The 16,354-nt window shown below is 38.3% G+C and carries 15 protein-coding genes and 2 tRNA genes; 9 read left to right on the plus strand and 8 right to left on the minus strand.

Translation table 11 applies throughout. The features are described from left to right. Positions 1–113 precede the first annotated feature (113 nt). The 3 genes from hrpA to MTP24_RS06195 all read left to right on the plus strand — a co-directional run bounded on the left by hrpA (position 114) and on the right by MTP24_RS06195 (position 4,762). The gene (gene hrpA, locus MTP24_RS06185) at positions 114–4,001 is read left to right on the plus strand and encodes an ATP-dependent RNA helicase HrpA (protein WP_203983971.1); all 3,888 of its coding nucleotides are present in this window, start codon (positions 114–116) and stop codon (positions 3,999–4,001) included. Positions 4,002–4,076: 75 nt separating this feature from the next. Further along, positions 4,077–4,457 (plus strand): response regulator, encoded by a 381-nt coding sequence (locus tag MTP24_RS06190; protein ID WP_008129771.1) that lies wholly within the window; start codon positions 4,077–4,079, stop codon positions 4,455–4,457. 8 nt (positions 4,458–4,465) lie between these two features. Next, positions 4,466–4,762: a PilZ domain-containing protein gene (locus tag MTP24_RS06195; protein WP_006792347.1), complete on the plus strand. Its 297-nt coding sequence runs from the start codon at positions 4,466–4,468 to the stop codon at positions 4,760–4,762. On the opposite strand, the gene MTP24_RS06200 is transcribed toward MTP24_RS06195, so the two are convergent. Next, the gene (locus MTP24_RS06200; protein ID WP_243533255.1) at positions 4,759–5,949 is read right to left on the minus strand and encodes a class I SAM-dependent methyltransferase; all 1,191 of its coding nucleotides are present in this window, start codon (positions 5,947–5,949) and stop codon (positions 4,759–4,761) included. The genes MTP24_RS06195 and MTP24_RS06200 overlap by 4 nt on opposite strands. 139 nt (positions 5,950–6,088) lie before the next feature. On the opposite strand from MTP24_RS06200, the gene MTP24_RS06205 reads away from it, so the two are divergent. Together MTP24_RS06205 and MTP24_RS06210 are read left to right on the plus strand one after the other, a co-directional pair. Beyond that, on the plus strand, positions 6,089–6,745 hold the full coding sequence (locus MTP24_RS06205; protein ID WP_243533679.1) for an HD domain-containing protein: 657 nt from the start codon (positions 6,089–6,091) through the stop codon (positions 6,743–6,745). A gap of 1 nt (position 6,746) precedes the next feature. Beyond that, on the plus strand, positions 6,747–7,187 hold the full coding sequence (locus MTP24_RS06210; RefSeq protein WP_203983967.1) for a VOC family protein: 441 nt from the start codon (positions 6,747–6,749) through the stop codon (positions 7,185–7,187). Here MTP24_RS06210 and MTP24_RS06215 read toward each other — a convergent pair. Beyond that, positions 7,184–8,176 carry a two-component system response regulator gene (locus MTP24_RS06215; protein ID WP_243533257.1) on the minus strand — a complete coding sequence of 331 codons (993 nt, stop codon included), beginning with the start codon at positions 8,174–8,176 and terminating at the stop codon, positions 7,184–7,186. The genes MTP24_RS06210 and MTP24_RS06215 overlap by 4 nt on opposite strands. A gap of 8 nt (positions 8,177–8,184) precedes the next feature. After that, entirely contained in the window at positions 8,185–10,356 is a 2,172-nt protein-coding gene (locus MTP24_RS06220) for an MHYT domain-containing protein (RefSeq protein ID WP_243533259.1), read from the minus strand. 275 nt (positions 10,357–10,631) lie between these two features. On the opposite strand from MTP24_RS06220, the gene MTP24_RS06225 reads away from it, so the two are divergent. Then, positions 10,632–11,318 carry a SprT family zinc-dependent metalloprotease gene (locus tag MTP24_RS06225; RefSeq protein ID WP_243533261.1) on the plus strand — a complete coding sequence of 229 codons (687 nt, stop codon included), beginning with the start codon at positions 10,632–10,634 and terminating at the stop codon, positions 11,316–11,318. A gap of 238 nt (positions 11,319–11,556) precedes the next feature. Here the strand turns inward: MTP24_RS06225 and MTP24_RS06230 are convergent. Both MTP24_RS06230 and MTP24_RS06235 read right to left on the minus strand, forming a co-directional pair. Further along, positions 11,557–11,641, minus strand: a tRNA-Tyr gene (locus tag MTP24_RS06230). Positions 11,642–11,690: 49 nt separating this feature from the next. Next, a tRNA-Tyr gene (locus MTP24_RS06235) sits at positions 11,691–11,775 on the minus strand. Between the two features lie 112 nt (positions 11,776–11,887). Between MTP24_RS06235 and MTP24_RS06240 the strand changes: the two genes are divergently transcribed. Further along, the gene (locus MTP24_RS06240; protein WP_039036723.1) at positions 11,888–12,415 is read left to right on the plus strand and encodes a VC2046/SO_2500 family protein; all 528 of its coding nucleotides are present in this window, start codon (positions 11,888–11,890) and stop codon (positions 12,413–12,415) included. 195 nt (positions 12,416–12,610) lie between these two features. After that, the gene (locus tag MTP24_RS06245; RefSeq protein ID WP_006792356.1) at positions 12,611–12,913 is read left to right on the plus strand and encodes a DUF6172 family protein; all 303 of its coding nucleotides are present in this window, start codon (positions 12,611–12,613) and stop codon (positions 12,911–12,913) included. Between the two features lie 314 nt (positions 12,914–13,227). On the opposite strand, the gene MTP24_RS06250 is transcribed toward MTP24_RS06245, so the two are convergent. The 3 genes from MTP24_RS06250 to MTP24_RS06260 form a co-directional block, all read right to left on the minus strand. Next, positions 13,228–13,707: a YchJ family metal-binding protein gene (locus MTP24_RS06250; RefSeq protein WP_243533263.1), complete on the minus strand. Its 480-nt coding sequence runs from the start codon at positions 13,705–13,707 to the stop codon at positions 13,228–13,230. Positions 13,708–13,736: 29 nt separating this feature from the next. Continuing rightward, positions 13,737–14,180, minus strand: a complete 444-nt coding sequence (locus tag MTP24_RS06255; RefSeq protein ID WP_006792358.1) for a SulA-like leucine-rich domain-containing protein — start codon at positions 14,178–14,180, stop codon at positions 13,737–13,739. Positions 14,181–14,468: 288 nt separating this feature from the next. Further along, positions 14,469–14,924, minus strand: a complete 456-nt coding sequence (locus MTP24_RS06260; RefSeq protein WP_243533265.1) for a sel1 repeat family protein — start codon at positions 14,922–14,924, stop codon at positions 14,469–14,471. A 119-nt stretch (positions 14,925–15,043) separates the two neighbouring features. On the opposite strand from MTP24_RS06260, the gene MTP24_RS06265 reads away from it, so the two are divergent. Then, positions 15,044–16,336, plus strand: a complete 1,293-nt coding sequence (locus tag MTP24_RS06265) for an NCS2 family permease (RefSeq protein WP_243533267.1) — start codon at positions 15,044–15,046, stop codon at positions 16,334–16,336. Positions 16,337–16,354: the final 18 nt, after the last annotated feature.

A 16,354-nucleotide genomic window follows, 5' to 3' on the forward strand; every position in this document is an offset into this window, starting at 1 on the left:
GATACATGTGTTTAAATGTCAAACAACTGAGTGTTTAATGATTTGTAGGATTAACCCGAGCCGTTAACTTTGATACAATTATGGCTCTTTTACATATTTTATAAGGTATGCGGGTGGTTAACCTAGGTCAGTTGTTTGGCGAGCTAAAAACGTGCTTAAAAAAAGATCAATTCATATTCAAAAAACGCCTTCATGGTGTTAAAAAAATAGCCGACGAAACTAAACAAGCCAATGCGCTTGAAAAAATAGCCGCAGATATAACCCGCAGCCAACAATCAAAAGAAAAACGATTAGCTAACTTGCCACAGGTAACATACCCTGAGCAGCTGCCTGTAAGTCAAAAAAAACAAGCCATTAAAGACGCAATAGCAAATAACCAAGTTGTTATTATTGCCGGTGAAACGGGCTCGGGGAAAACGACGCAAATACCTAAAATGTGTCTAGAGCTTGGCCGTGGAGTTGATGGGTTTATTGGCCATACACAACCACGTAGGTTAGCCGCACGCACCGTTGCAAACCGTATTGCTGATGAGATGAAGTGTGAACTTGGCCAACAAGTGGGATTTAAAATCCGCTTTAGTGATCAGGTTTCTAACAGCACATACATCAAACTGATGACAGACGGTATTTTACTGGCCGAAATTCAGCAAGATCGCTTTTTAAATCAATACGACACCATAATTATTGATGAAGCCCACGAGCGTAGCCTAAACATTGACTTTATTTTAGGGTACTTAAAAAACTTACTGCCTAAGCGTCCAGATTTAAAAGTTATAATTACCTCAGCAACGATTGACCCTGAGCGTTTTTCTAAGCATTTTAACGATGCGCCAATTATTGAGGTATCAGGTCGTACTTTCCCTGTTGATGTTCGTTACAACCCAATTAGCGATATTAAAAAAGAGGGTATGGAAGCAGAAGGTGACCAGTTACAAGGTATTTTTGATGCCGTTGACGAGCTGTGCGCAGAAGGCCCTGGCGACATACTTATATTTTTAAATGGTGAGCGTGAAATTCGTGACACTGCCGACGCGTTGAGTAAGCGAAATTTAAAACACACTGATGTACTCCCATTGTATTCGCGTTTATCAAATGCAGAGCAAAATCGAATATTTGCGCCGCATTCGCGCCGTCACATTATTTTATCGACTAACGTGGCTGAAACGTCATTGACCGTGCCAGGTATTCGCTATGTTATAGATCCAGGTACTGCGCGCATAAGTCGCTACAGCTACCGTACAAAAGTACAGCGTTTACCAATCGAGCCTATTTCACAAGCAAGTGCTAATCAGCGTATGGGCCGTTGTGGGCGTGTTGAAGCGGGTATTTGTATTCGCTTGTATTCTGAGGATGACTTTTTATCTCGCCCCGAGTTTACTGACCCGGAAATTCTACGTACAAACTTAGCCTCTGTTATTTTACAAATGCTAGCTTTGGGCTTGGGTGACATGGCGCAATTTCCATTTGTGCAAGCGCCAGATAGCAGAAATATCAATGATGGTTTGACTCTGCTTGAGGAGTTACAAGCAGTAAAGTCGTCTAAACGAGATAATAAAACTGCTTTAACGCAATCTGGTAGGGAGCTGAGCCGATTACCCGTTGATCCGCGTTTGGCTAAAATGGTGTTAACAGCGCATAAGTTAGGTGCACTTCGTGAAGTTATTATCATTGTGGCTGCTTTATCTATTCAAGACCCACGTGAACGACCTCAGGAAAAACGCGCAGCAGCGAATGAAAAACACGGCCGCTTTGATGATCCTGATTCAGACTTTATTGCCTTTTTAAATTTGTGGAATTACTTAGAAGAGCAACAAAGCGAACTGACAAACAGTCAGTTTAGAAAATTATGCCAAAAAGACTTCCTAGCCTATATGCGCCTGCGTGAATGGCAAGATATTGTATATCAAATAAGTACTGTGTGTAACGAAATGGGCATGAAGGCAACAAGTGATGTTGCTGATAGTGAAGCCGTACACAAAGCCTTACTAAGCGGTATGCTTAGCCATATTGGTTTTAAGGACGAAAAACAAGCTTACAAAGGTGCGCGTAATAGTCAGTTTCATATTTTTCCGGGGTCAGGTTTATTTAAAAAAGCGCCTAAATGGATTATGTCAGCAGAGCTTGTTGAAACGAGTAAATTGTATGCGCGCACTAATGCAAAAATCGATATCAGTTGGGTTGAACCTTTAGCCCAACATTTGGTAAAACGCAGCTACTCTGAGCCCCACTGGGAGAAAAAACCTGGGGCTGTTATTGCCTTTGAGCAACAAACTTTATATGGGTTGTTAGTTGTTAATAAGCGCCGCTGTGTGTATAGCAATATAGACTCTAAAGTTAGTCGTGAGCTGTTTGTACGCACCGCACTGGTTGAACAAGAGCTAGGTTTAAACGAGCGTTTTTTACAGTTTAACCGTGAGCTAATCGAAGATATACAAGTTCTTGAAAATAAGTCGCGCCGACGTGATATTTTAGTTGATGAACAAACCTTATTTGAGTTTTACGATAAAAAAATACCAAAAGAAATTAATAATCGAGCCGCTTTTTTTAAGTGGTATAAAACTCAAAAACAACAAAATAAACACTATCTACATATGACTCGCGATGAGTTAATGCGCCATGGCGCAAACAGTATTACAGAGTTTGATTACCCAGATACATGGCAGCAAGATAATTTAATATTACCGCTTACGTATCACTTTGATCCAGGTCAAGCGGTTGATGGTGTTGCGGTGCAAATACCCGTTGCCTTATTAAATCAATTGCAAGAAACCGGCTTTGATTGGCATATCCCTGCGTTTAGGCACGAACTTGTTAGTGGCTTGATTAAATCGCTACCAAAATCACTTCGACGTAACTTTGTGCCCGCTCCTAATTATGCCGATGCTGTTATTGCGGCGGTAGAGCCGATGCAAGGCACGTTGCTTGACGCACTTACCACACGTTTGTTGAGAATGACCGGTGTACGCGTTGATCCTGAAGCGTGGGATTTAACATCACTTGCTTCTCATTTACGCTTACATTTTGAAGTACGCGATGAGCACAATAAATTACTGGCTCGCGGTCTAGACCTTGCGAAGCTCAAAGCAGAGCTTCAAGGAGAGGTAACCGAAACACTTTCTAAAGTTGCGGATGACGGTATAGAAAAAGCAGACTTAACACAATGGAACTTTGGTGAACTACCTAAGTCTTACGTTAAAAAGCAAGGCCAGTACGAAATAAAAGCGTATCCAGCGCTGGTGGATAAAAAATCAAGTGCTGCGGTTGAGCTATTTGATAACGAAATAAAGGCACAGATTGCACACCAGCAAGGCCTTCGCCGATTGGTATTATTAAATGTGCCTTCACCTATTAAATATTTACAGCAAAATCTGCCTAATAAGGCTAAGTTGGGATTGTACTTTAATCCTTTTGGAAAAATAGCCGATTTAATTAATGATTGTATTGCCGCGGGTGTTGATAGCTTATTACTCAAATATGGCGATATTAGAACGAGCAGTGAGTTTGAAAGTGTAAAAGAAGAAATACGTGGCGAGCTAGGTGACGCTGTAGTCGATATAGCTATTCACGTTGAACAAGTTCTTAGCATTGCGCATGCGCTACATAAAAAAATGAAAGGGCGGGTTGATTTGACCATGATCACTGCGCATGGCGATATTAAGTCTCAGCTTGAGTCGTTAATTTTTAAAGGGTTTGTTAGTCAACATGGTGCGACTAAGCTGACTGATTTAATTCGTTATTTGAAAGCGATTCAAAAGCGATTAGAAAAGCTCCCTGTTGACCCAAACAGAGACAGAGTGTGTGTACTTGAGCTTGATAAAGTGGCAGCTGAGTATAAAAAGCTGACTAATAAAATACCCAAAGGTATGCCAATACCCAGCGAGATAGAAGCTATATTTTGGATGCAACAAGAGCTAAGAGTTTCATTATTTGCACAAACGCTAGGAACGCCTTACCCTATTTCGTCTAAACGAATTTTAAATGCTATAAAAGAAGTTGAATAATGCTTGCATTTATCAAGAAGGTTAGTACCTTAAAGGTAGGATTTATTTTTGTTTTGAGAAGGAAACGACATAAGCATGTCCTCGGTGATTGAACCTAAAACAAAACGACTATTAGTTGTAGATGATGAGTATTTTAATTACGAAATGCTTAAACCTGCACTAGAGTCTAAATTTGACGTTAGTTATGCTGACTCTGGTCAGAATTGTCTTGCGTCTGCAATTGCCAATCCTCCTGACATTATTTTACTCGATGTATGTATGCCAGGCCTTGATGGCTATGATACATGCAGAATGCTAAAACATACGCCAGAAACTAAAAACATTCCTGTGGTTATGGTGTCAGGCCTTGAGTCTGAGCTTGAGAAGAAAACAGGTTTTGACGCCGGTTGTGATGCTTATGTAGTCAAACCGTTTGCCATAAGTGCACTGTTAGAGCAAATAAACACAATAGTTTAGAGGGAATTATGTTCACAGAAGATAAACGAAACTATAGACGCATGCAGGTGAACGCTACTGCAATGCTTACAACTATCGAGCCGGTTGCCGGCTTAACTTACACTGCTGAATGCGTAGACTTAAGTGCAACGGGATTGTCGCTGCATTTAGATGATTTATTAGAACCAAATACACTTTTGTCTGTTGATATTGCATCAACTCATCCAAGTATTGCCCCTTTAAAAGCGACTGCTAAGGTAATACGTGCCAGCAAAGAAGATGATGGCACGATTACGGCAGGGCTTGAGATAATAGAGTTTAATTAATAAACTTTACAGATAAGCCCTTTTAAGTAAAAGCCTTCAGGGTAGCTGCCCGCAATTGGGTGGTCAGCTGCTTGGTTTAAACGCTCCATTATTAACAAGTCTTTACCCGCGTCTAGTGCTGCGTCTGCAACTACTTTCTGAAATAAGTTTTGTTCCATTAAGCCCGAGCAAGAGAATGTTAATAGTGTGCCGCCTGGCTTTAATATTTGCATAGCTATCATATTGATATCTTTATAGCCCCTGCATGCACCTGTTAACTGTGCCTTGTTGTCGGCAAATTTAGGTGGGTCCATAACAATGGTGTCGAACTGTTTACCTTCGTCTCTGTACTGGCGTAAAAGTTTAAAAACATCTTGCTTAACAAAATCGACTTTATTTAAATCTAATTTATTATGCTCAACATTACGTTTAGCGGTATCGAGTGCTGGTTGTGATACGTCAACGTTGGTAACATGTGTACAGCCACCACGCAGCGCATAAAGTGAGAATGTCCCTGTGTAGCTAAAGCAGTTAAGAACAGTTTTATCTTTTGAAAAACGCTCAAGTGCTGCACGGCTATCGCGTTGATCTAGGTAAAATCCGGTTTTATGACCTTCTAAAATATCTACCTCAAGCTTTAAACCATTTTCTTCAATAAGCACTGGCTGCGTTGGCTCTGAGCCCCAGAGTATCCCTTTAATTGGCTCTAACCCTTCTTTTGTTCGTACGTCCACGTCTGAACGCTCGTAAATACTGCTGCCTGGAAATATAGCCATCAGTGCGCCTACAATTTCACCTTTGTGGCGCTCTGCACCTGCGCTTAGTAGTTGGCATACAAGTACATTATCAAACTTATCGATTGTAACACCCGGTAAGTAATCAGACTCAGCGGCACATAATCGGTAACCAGTTAATCCACCTTCTTCAATTACTTGGCTACGAGCTTCAAGTGCTCGGCGTAAGCGTCTCTCAAAAAAGTGTTGATCTATAATTTCTTTTTCGTCAAAGCTCCAAACACGCGCTCGGATCTGAGAATGCGGGCTATAGGCTGCTGTTGCTAAATATTTACCTTCACTGTCGTGAATAGTTACCGTATCGCCCAGTCCCGGTTTACCTTTGATCTTTTTAATGGCTTTTGAAAATAACCATGGGTGTTTTCTTTTTAATGATTTATCGCGACCAGCTTGGAGATAAACGGCAGATGACATAAGGCTTCTCGGTTGTATTAAATAAGCGCTGTATTTTAGTCAAGGCAGGGGCAACATACAATGAATGTTTTGCATGAAGCCTATAAAGCGCGGTAAAGTATTACTAATTCAATATGTTAATAAATTTTTGGAAACTACCTTGGCAGAAACCACGTTATCTCCCGCATTACAAATACTCTCTGGGCAATGTCGTGACTTTATTAAATCGCTTAAACATGCTGATGTTGCTCATGATATTACCCATATAGAACGTGTGGTTAGAGTGGCAATACAACTTTGTGAAGCTGAAAATGCCAATATGGCGATTGTTTTGCCTGCAGCATGGTTACACGACTGTGTCGCAGTGGCTAAAAATCACCCTGACAGAGCCAAAGCATCGACTATGGCAGCCGATAAAGCGATTGGGTTTTTAAAAGGCTTAGGTTATGACGCAAACTTGTTTGAAGAAATTCATCATGCAATAGCGGCACATAGCTTTAGTGCTAACATTAAAATTAAAACGCTTGAGGCGCAAATAGTACAAGATGCAGATAGAATGGATGCTCTTGGTGCCATTGGTGTTAGCCGTTGCATGAAAGTAGGGGGTTCTATAGGGCGCTTACTTTACAGCCCTGATGATCCTTTTTGTACAACTAGAGAGCCTGACGATAAAAAATTTACTTTAGATCATTTTTTTATAAAACTTTTAAATATTGCTAAGAGTATGAACACGCCGTCAGCTAAAGCTGAAGCGCAAAGACGCACTCATTATATGCATGCATTTTTAGAGCAGTTAAAGTCAGAGATTGGTGAGTAATATGAGCAACAAAACAATGCCTTTATTATCGGGGGTTGATCACTGCCACATAAACGTAAATAATCTTTCGAATGCAGTGACTTGGTATGAAAAAGTACTTGGTTTTAAAGTAGTTGAGGAGCTTGCGTTTTGGGACGAGACAGGCAAAGGGCCTTTAACACTCCAAGACCAAAATACCACAACACGCTTAGCATTGTTTGAAGGTGAAGTTCGCAGCAAAGGAATTGCGTTTGGTGCTACTGGAGAACAATTTATAGCGTGGCTTGCGCACTTCAAATCAATGGACATAAAAACAGTATTAGCCGACCACGGTGTTACGTTCTCAATATATTTTAAAGATGAAAGCGGTAATAGCCATGAAATAACATCTCATGATTATGAACATATCAAGATGTTTTACCCATCTGTTGAGCAGGGCTCGCACAGTGCTAAAAAGAGTTAACGCTCTTGATTGCTTTGCTTGATATTGAGTATTTCGTCTAGTTTATTAACTAATAAATCAATAATAGCTGGGTCAAAGTGGCTACCTGCTTGGTCTTTCATATGAGCAACTGCTTTCTCTACACTCCACGCGTCTTTATATGGGCGTTTAGATGTGAGTGCATCAAATACATCTGCAACAGCAACAATTCTACCTTCGATTGAAATTTCATCGCCTTTTAAACCGTAAGGGTAACCTGTTCCATCCCATTTTTCGTGATGCTCTATTGCCAATGTGTGCGCGAGTTGAAGCAATGGAGAAGATGAATTAGCTAAAATTTTTGCGCCAATTAAGGCATGCTCTTTCATGTGTTCAAATTCTTGCTCTGATAACTTTCCGGGCTTTAATAAAATTGCATCGGGAATACCTATTTTTCCAACATCATGCATAGGCGCTGCCTGATGCAGAAGCTCTGCTTGATTTTCTGACATGCCAATACCTAGCGCAAGAACTTTACTGTACTGGCTCATACGAACTATGTGCTCACCCGTATCGGTATCTTTATACTCTGCGGCACGCCCCAAGCGCTGAACTAAATCTATATGTGCTTGCTTTAATTGCTCGTCTTGTACCAAAGAAAGGTGTGTTTTAACACGCGCTCTTACAATAGCAGGGCTTATTGGCTTGGTTATGTAGTCGACCGCACCTAATTCAAACCCTTTATACTCATCGCTCTCGTCACCAAGGGCTGTGACAAAAATAATGGGGATGTGTGCGGTTTTTGGATTACGTTTAACGTGTTCACATACTTCAAACCCATTCATATGTGGCATCATTATGTCGAGTAAAATGAGTTTGGGTAATTCTTTTTCAAGCAATGTTAAGGCTGCTTCTCCCGATTTTGCAAAGGACAGTCGGTACTGATTGCCCAGTATTTCTCGCATAACCTTAAGGTTCGCAGGCTCATCATCAACAATTAAAACCCGAGGTCTGTGTGTAGCAAAAATCATTTATATACTCATATATCGTTTAGTTTGTTTATCAATGTGTCTAATTTGAGAATCGCATTTTCAAAATCAAATTCATCAAATGCATCAGCTATTGCGGCAATGTCATCTGAAAAGGGTTCACCTGAAAACGTTTGCAGGTTCGTCAATGCATTATCGTTTAATTCAGCGTTTTGTGCTGAGTCATAAAGTGCTTCACACAGCTGTGTTAATTCATCAATTGACACTACATTGTTTTTACTTTCAGGTTTATCAGTTTGATCACATTCTTTTGTCGTTAACAATTGAGAAATAACAGACAGTTCAGCTTTTATTGATTGTAAAATATTATCAACGTCCTCACCTTGTTTAATAGCTTGCTCTAGATTTGTTAAAAGTCTCATTAGTGCAATAAGACCAAGGTTTCCAGCAATCCCTTTTAAAGTGTGTATTAAACTATAGCTATTTTGAGTGTTTAGCTGAGGCTCGTTTATAAGTGTGTCGAAGCGTTTGTCATTGTCTTTAATAAATTTAGTGATTTCAGTCAGCTGTTTACACTTCGATCCCCATAACGCTAATCCTTTTTTAAAATCGATGTGTTTTGCATTTGGATCTGTTTGTGCTATTTCGAGCTTCTCTTCGTACTCTTTACGCTCGGTGATATCAATAAGCACGCCATCTATCCACTGAGCTTCGTCTTTATTATTAAAGTAAAAACTACCTTGGTCTAATAACCATAAAACTTTACCATTTCTATGACGAATTCTATATTCGATAGAATATTGGCGCTTTTCTTTAACTGCTGAAGTTACTGCATCTATTACTGCCTGTTGGTCAGTTTTTAAAATAAGGTCGTTAAACTCTAAGCAATGCTCAGTAAATTCATTTGATTGATAACCTGTTAACTCTAAAATACTTGGGCTTATGAATAACATACTCCAATTATCATCTAGCCTACATCTAAATACAGCACCCGGCATATTGTTTATTAAAGAACGGTATTTTTGCTCTTTTTCAACAAGGCTGCGTTGTAATTCACGTTGTTCGGTTAAATCAGTGATATAACCAACATAAAGTGGGGTTTGTCCTGGCTGGTTAACTTCACCAATGCCTATTCTAATAGGAAAAAGATGGCCTTCTTTGTGTTTTGCAAAAATTTCACGGTTTACACCGAGCACCTTGTTTGAGTTAACATCTTTTGCATTAGAGAGGTATTCATCGTGATGCTTAGCGAGCTTTTCATCCATTAACATTTTTATATTTTTGTTTTTTACTTCATGTTCTTGCCAGCCAAAAATATGTGTGGCTGAGGCATTAAAACTTAAAATATGCCCTCTGTGATCAATCGTTACTATGGCATCGATGGCTGTTTCGAGTATGGCATTCAGGCGAGACTCATCGGCAGACTTTTCTTCTAGCAACATTTTATAACGAACCATTCCGTTAATAACCGCCACGACGCTTGTAATAGCAACCGTTGCTGTAGCAACAGCAATTGCGACAAATGTAAGACCGGCGGATGCGTTAATATCATCGAATAGCAGTGGCGAAGTTGCAACAAAACGGGTTGCTGCCATGCCCATATAGTGCATTCCTGCAACAGCAAGGCCCAAAATAATTGCGCTTATGGTGCGGCTTTGTAGAGGCGTTAATGTAGGGAAAAATTTATCTAAGTTAAATCGACTATAAAGAGCAATAAAAGAAAGTGCTATTGCGACAAATATTGATAAAACAAACATAAGTGGGTCGTAGCGTAATAAAGGAGCCAACTCCATAGCGGCCATGCCGCTATAATGCATTGTGCCAATGCCTGCGCCTAATAATACAGAACATAAACCAAGTATTTTGAAGCTCGCTTTATTGTTAATTAAAATAGAAATTGCAAATAGGCAAGCAAAAAAAGCAGGAAGAAAAGACAATATAGTTATTGTTGGGTCGTATTTAATATTTGTGCAGAGCGAGAAGGCCAGCATACCGATAAAATGCATACTCCAAATACCGGCTGAAAATATAGCAGCGGCAGTAAACTTTGCTAGGCGTTCATAATTATGAAATTTTGTTTCTTTGGCTAAATCAATCAATCGGGTTGTAAAAAAAGAAGCAAATATTGCTATTAAAACAGATATAGATACTAAAAGAGGGTCGTAAACGCCGTTAACTACTAGGCTAGGGTCGTGGTCTGTAATAAAAAATGCAGATAGCATATTGGCTCAAAAATTAGTCTTTAGGTAGCCAGTTTAATATATTCATCATATAAATAAATACTTAATTAACTAGAGCGGTATAAAAAATGAGTTTGATTCAATTTTTTAACGTATAGTTTTCAAGTTATTATTTTTTATATTTATTTTGTCAAACTGATAGAGAAGCATTTTGCTATCATATGAATGACACAGATGATAACCAAAATAGGGTTGCATCAGGTTAGCGCATAAATATTTGTATTGAATACTTAAAATTAGGTCAATGAGAGAAAACAGTGTTTGATTACCAACTAAAAAAAAGTAAACGAAGAAAAACAGTCGCTATAAAGGTTCATGATCAATCTGTCACTGTATATGCCCCCCATTATGTTGCCCAAAAACAAATCGATAGCTGGTTACTTGAAAAGCAACCCTGGATTGAAGCACAATTAAAAAAGCAGCTTAATGCAGTCGATCTTAAGCAGTATCCCCTTATCCATAATAAAATTAAGATATTTTCTGACTGGGTTAAATTAAGTTTTTTAGAAAGCTCATTATCTGATATTCAAGAACACAATAATGTTTTGTTAGTAACACACTCTACTAGAGTAAAAAATTACAATGGTAAATACGAAAGTTTGATTAAACAGTATTTAGAAGAGAAGTTGGCGGCGTATATTGAAATGCGTATCAACTATTATTGCAAAATAATGAAAGAAGAATTGCCTCAAAAATTAAGTATTGCTATATATAAACGCCGTTGGGGGAGTTGCAACAGCAGGCGAGAACTAACTTTTAATTTACACCTAATAGGGGCTCCTCATGCCATGATTGATTATGTAATTGTGCATGAACTTGCTCATTTGCAGTATTTAAACCACAGTAAGGACTTTTGGGCTAGAGTAGAGGCATTTTTTCCTGATCATAAAATTGCATCAGATTGGCTAAAAGCAAACGGAACAAGTTTACAGTGGGTGTTTTAAGCTAATTTGAATATAGGAATATAGGAATATAGGAATATAGGAATATAGGAATATAGGAATATAGGAATATAGGAATATAGGAATATAGGAATATAGGAATATAGGAATATAGGAATATAGGAATATAGGAATATAGGAATATAGGAATATAGGAATATAGGAATATAGGAAAATAGGAAAATAGGAAAATAGGAAAATAGGAATATAGGAATATAGGAATATAGGAATATAGAAGAAGTGGTGGAGGGAGCTGGATTCGAACCAGCGAAGGCTGAGCCGTCAGATTTACAGTCTGATCCCTTTGGCCGCTCGGGAACCCCTCCACACTATTTTTGTTACATTTGGCCCCACTTAACTTAGCGGTAAGAAAAGTGGTGGAGGGAGCTGGATTCGAACCAGCGAAGGCTGAGCCGTCAGATTTACAGTCTGATCCCTTTGGCCGCTCGGGAACCCCTCCAATGCAACGGCGCTGATAATAGCAAAATGTGCCTTTAAGTAAAGAAAAAAGCTAAAGAAAATTTAAATAAAGCCGATAAATATTCATTACTCATTCCAATCGGCTAAAGTCTATGCAAATCGATGATTTGTTAATCACAGAGCAGCAATTAAGTACTCGGTTAAACCAAAGTGTACATGCAGACCGCCGTGGTGAATTTTCATTGCTGTTAGCAATGCTTTCACAAGATGCTTTAGATTTTAGTCAATTTCATTTACCTAAAAGTGAAATTGAAGATAACACAACTCAAGAAGCGCAGTTAAGAGAGCAATTAGGAGCAGGACCAAAGCAGCCATTAGCACCCAGTGAATTTAATATGCTAATTGGGCAGTTTAATGCACAGCGTTTGTCTTCGGTTGGTGAGAATAAAGGCATGGCCGATATAAAGCTAAATCAGTGTTTAAACCCTGAGCCCTTTTCGATTAGAGATGATGTAAACCACATACCCCTACCCATTATAGATAATTGTGAACTTGCTGTGCGCAGGCGTTTACAAAAAGACGAAATAGAAATAGATAATCCAAAAATGGATGTCGCAGGCTTTTATGACGTTCTAACAGACGTAAATCAGCGTGAACCATTACATTTGACGATGGCATAATTTATGATTTCATCAAATAGTGTCTAGTTACACTACCCATCACTGATTAAATTTTACGACTGCACCAAATCCGAATTGACTAAAAATTGATTTAATGTAAAAAAAGCATCCAAAAATTAAATGCAATTGCTATAATGGCTACAAATGGTATGACATGAATGCCGTTATCATTAAACCAAGGTAATTAGGAACGTAATGAAGAAAACATTCACGCTAAATCACGAGAAAATCAAATACCCTCGTATGGTTGATGCTGCAAAGCATGAAGTGAAAAAATATTTGAAAAGAGAGCGCAACAAAACTCTACCAGAAGATGCAGATTATTGGGCATTTGACTGTAAGTTTGGTAAAACGGTTGAAGATGCGCAAGTGGTTCATGTAGCTGAAATCAGCAACTGTATTAGCGATATTGAAAAGCAAGAATTGATGTCTTTTTACTTAGAAATATTGGCAAAACCTGCACAGCGTCAACAGCTAGACCTTGATAACGACGAGTAATAATTAGCGTTTGTGCATATCAAATTATTTAAATGGGCCATTGGCCCATTTTTTATGCCTATAGATTACCTTCAAGCTTTTTTCTTTTGAGCTAGCTCAAAGTATTTTACATCGTTTTAGGGCTTTAACTGTTGAATTGTTATTAACACTACTTTTTCCTTAAATATTAACCACTTAATTAATAGGGGTAGTACTAAACCTAAAAGTTATAGAGGAAGTTGTGTTTAATAAATTTACGAAGCTATGCATTAAATGTGAGTATTTAATTAGCAACGGAGTGAAGTAAATAATGTACTTCACTTAAAAAGAGGGGATTACGCGCTATGGCATTTTTTGTATTTTTTTGCGCTGCCACAAGGGCAATCATCATTCCTGCCAACTTTTATATCAGCGACTGGAAATATAATACCATCGAGATATCGCCACTGGTTTTGCTCTTTTATAAATTGAGAGCGCTCATGTAACACACAATATAGGTTTTGATAAAAATAGGTAGCTTTAAACTCAACGACCCCTTTATTTTCATCGCTGTTTGTTTCAATAACAGATAAGCTTACAAATCGACAACTGGTCGCAAATTCTTTAATTTCATTTACAGGGTTTTCAGCTTGCTTTTCACTTGCATATGTTTGGTATACGTATTTAGCATTTTTTTGTACGTAAGCTGTATACCTAGAGCGCATTAACTGCTCGGGTGTTTCTGCTTGTTTATCACCTAATAGCAGTGGTTCACAGCAATCTTCGTAATTTTTTTGGTTTCCACAAAAACAAGTGTTGTTATTTAAATAATTCATAATTGTTACATAAGATTTAAAACATCATTTTAGCAAGCTTGCTGTATGTAAGGTATATCAAGTACGTCAGAATTTTTAGTAAAACAGTATAACTTTGTTTTTGTGTTACTTAAGTTAAGCGATAAGTTGCTCAATAACTGATTGTTTAACATATCAGTCCATGTAATGACCGCTGCAAAGTTACCATTATGCAGTGCGCTACGCAGTACATATTCTAAATTTACTAAATGTTTTTGCCTAATGACTAATAGTTTACTTGTGTCTATTGAACATGAATCAAGCAAAGCTTTACTAGGAACATGATCTGGTGCGATTAATAAAGTCCAAGCATTTAAACTATTATACTGGTGTAGCACCTTTAACAGCTCAAACGTTGCCGATATATCATCTTCAATTTGAATCACGTTAACACAATCAGATAGTTCGTCTTGTTGATAGCTTTTTACTGTTCTTACGGTTATTGGCTGTAACATATCATCTCGCTCACTGGGTTTATATACAGTACATGCATACAGTAGTTTATACAGTGTTATGGCGCAAGTGTTTTTTTGCTATTTTTTTATACAAATTTATTGTCTATTTTTAAGAATTTTAATTTTAAAGTTTATATCATTGATACTAATCGCTTTTATTTTGATTGGAATATTATTGGGTGAGTGTTGTTTATACAGGTTGAAAAGGTTTGCTTACGTTTTTTATAAATTTAAATTATAGCTCTGTATTGTATACAGTACTTTTACGAGCTAAGTTTCGGGCTTTTACTAAGGGGCAGGGGGGATTAAATGGGCATATTGTAATTGATGAATTTGTTCATATAAACTGGCTGCATAACATTGGGCATCCTTAAAACGCTTTGTTTCTATATATTTTCTTAAATCAGCAAGCGCAACTGTAGCTGGCTCATGACCCTGGCTACTCGATAAGCTAAGCCAAGCAACTCCATGAAATACACTTTGTGGAACACCTTGGCCTTTTACAAAAAACAAGCCTAAATAAAATTGCCCTCGGTGATCACCTGACATTGCCGATAAACGCATCCACTTTGCAGCTAAAGCAGGCTGGTTATTTTTTAAATAATATAGCGCCTTATTCAGCGTACTTTGTTGAGAGTTTTCATTTTCAGGTGACGAATTAGTATCGCCTGGTTGTGTCACAAAAGACAAAATATTGTCTAATTGTTGTTCTAAATCATAACCTGTTGGTGTGGTTTTTATCATATGCTGTCATTCGGTATAGTTAACTACTTCAATAGTTTAGTATATCGCAAGGTAAAATGTCCTGAAAAATATACTTTTTATGATAAAATCTCGCTACTTTTTATTGTTGTAAGTTCATTATGTTAGAAGCTTTATTTAAAATTAACGAAAATGGGTCCACGGTTCGTCGAGAATGCATCGCCGGAATGACTACTTTTATCACAATGGTTTACATTGTATTCGTGAACCCTGCGATGTTAGCAGAAGCGGGAATGGATCAAGGTGCTGCTTTTGTTGCTACTTGTATTGCTGCTGCAATAGGTTGTTTTATCATGGGGTTATGGGCCAATTACCCATTAGCTTTAGCACCTGGCATGGGGTTAAACGCCTTCTTTACGTATGGCGTTGTATTAGGTATGGGATACACCTGGGAAGCTGCGTTGGGCGCAGTATTTATGTCGGGTTGTATATTTTTATTATTAAGTTTATTTAAGGTTAGAGAATGGATAATAAATGCCATTCCATTAGTTTTAAAACGGGCTATTGCGACAGGCATTGGCGCATTTTTAGCCTTAATAGCACTTAAAAATGCAGGCATTATTGTGGCAAGCCCCGCTACATTTGTGCAGTTGGGTGACATAACATCTGCGGGACCGTTACTGGCTATATTTAGCTTTTTTATTATTACGGCATTGTTATATCGTGATTTTAAAAGTGGAGTGTTGATCAGTATTTTATTGGTTACTGCTATCTCACTTGGTTTAGGTTTAGTTGAATACCAGGGAATTATTGCTGCACCGCCTTCAATTTTACCTACTTTTATGCAGTTGGATTTTGCTGCTGCTTTAGAACTTTCAATGCTTAGTGTTATTTTTGCATTTTTGTTTGTCGATTTGTTTGACACGTCAGGTACTCTTGTAGCTGTAACGCAAAAGGCTGGTCTTGCAGATGAAAAAGGAAACATGCCACGCTTAGGACGTGCACTCAGTGCCGATAGCTCAGCTACCATTGCAGGTGCAATGTTAGGTACCTCAACAACCACATCTTATATAGAGTCAGTTGCGGGTGTATCTGTTGGTGGGCGTACAGGTTTAACTGCAGTGGTAGTTGGTTGCTGCTTTTTGCTAATGATGTTCTTTGCACCGTTAGCTAATATGGTACCAGCTTATGCAACAGCGGGCGCAATCTTATATGTTGCTGTACTTATGTTACAAAACCTAAAGTTTGTGGACTGGGACGATATGACAGACGCTATTCCAGTAGCCGTTGTGCTGTTAATGACGCCGCTTACGTTTTCAATTGCGCATGGTATTGCGCTTGGCTTTATTTCATATACGGCGGTTAAGTTGCTTTGTGGTAAACGCAGTGAAATAACAATTAGTGTATGGATATTAACCGTGTTATTTATTGTTAAATTCGCGTTTTTATCATAAATAACAAAGTTTTGTTTT

Origin of the sequence: Pseudoalteromonas sp. APM04 (assembly GCF_022809815.1) — a bacterium.
Classification (GTDB): Bacteria; Pseudomonadota; Gammaproteobacteria; order Enterobacterales; family Alteromonadaceae; genus Pseudoalteromonas; species Pseudoalteromonas marina.

Coding starts and splice junctions, on each gene's coding strand:
- MTP24_RS06190 (WP_008129771.1), top strand. CDS start 4,077: ATGTCCTCGGTGATTGAACCTAAAACAAAACGACTATTAGTTGTAGAT.
- MTP24_RS06195 (WP_006792347.1), top strand. CDS start 4,466: ATGTTCACAGAAGATAAACGAAACTATAGACGCATGCAGGTGAACGCT.
- MTP24_RS06200 (WP_243533255.1), bottom strand. CDS start 5,949: ATGTCATCTGCCGTTTATCTCCAAGCTGGTCGCGATAAATCATTAAAA.
- MTP24_RS06210 (WP_203983967.1), top strand. CDS start 6,747: ATGAGCAACAAAACAATGCCTTTATTATCGGGGGTTGATCACTGCCAC.
- MTP24_RS06215 (WP_243533257.1), bottom strand. CDS start 8,176: ATGATTTTTGCTACACACAGACCTCGGGTTTTAATTGTTGATGATGAG.
- MTP24_RS06220 (WP_243533259.1), bottom strand. CDS start 10,356: ATGCTATCTGCATTTTTTATTACAGACCACGACCCTAGCCTAGTAGTT.
- MTP24_RS06240 (WP_039036723.1), top strand. CDS start 11,888: ATGCAAATCGATGATTTGTTAATCACAGAGCAGCAATTAAGTACTCGG.
- MTP24_RS06245 (WP_006792356.1), top strand. CDS start 12,611: ATGAAGAAAACATTCACGCTAAATCACGAGAAAATCAAATACCCTCGT.
- MTP24_RS06250 (WP_243533263.1), bottom strand. CDS start 13,707: ATGAATTATTTAAATAACAACACTTGTTTTTGTGGAAACCAAAAAAAT.
- MTP24_RS06255 (WP_006792358.1), bottom strand. CDS start 14,180: ATGTTACAGCCAATAACCGTAAGAACAGTAAAAAGCTATCAACAAGAC.
- MTP24_RS06260 (WP_243533265.1), bottom strand. CDS start 14,924: ATGATAAAAACCACACCAACAGGTTATGATTTAGAACAACAATTAGAC.
- MTP24_RS06265 (WP_243533267.1), top strand. CDS start 15,044: ATGTTAGAAGCTTTATTTAAAATTAACGAAAATGGGTCCACGGTTCGT.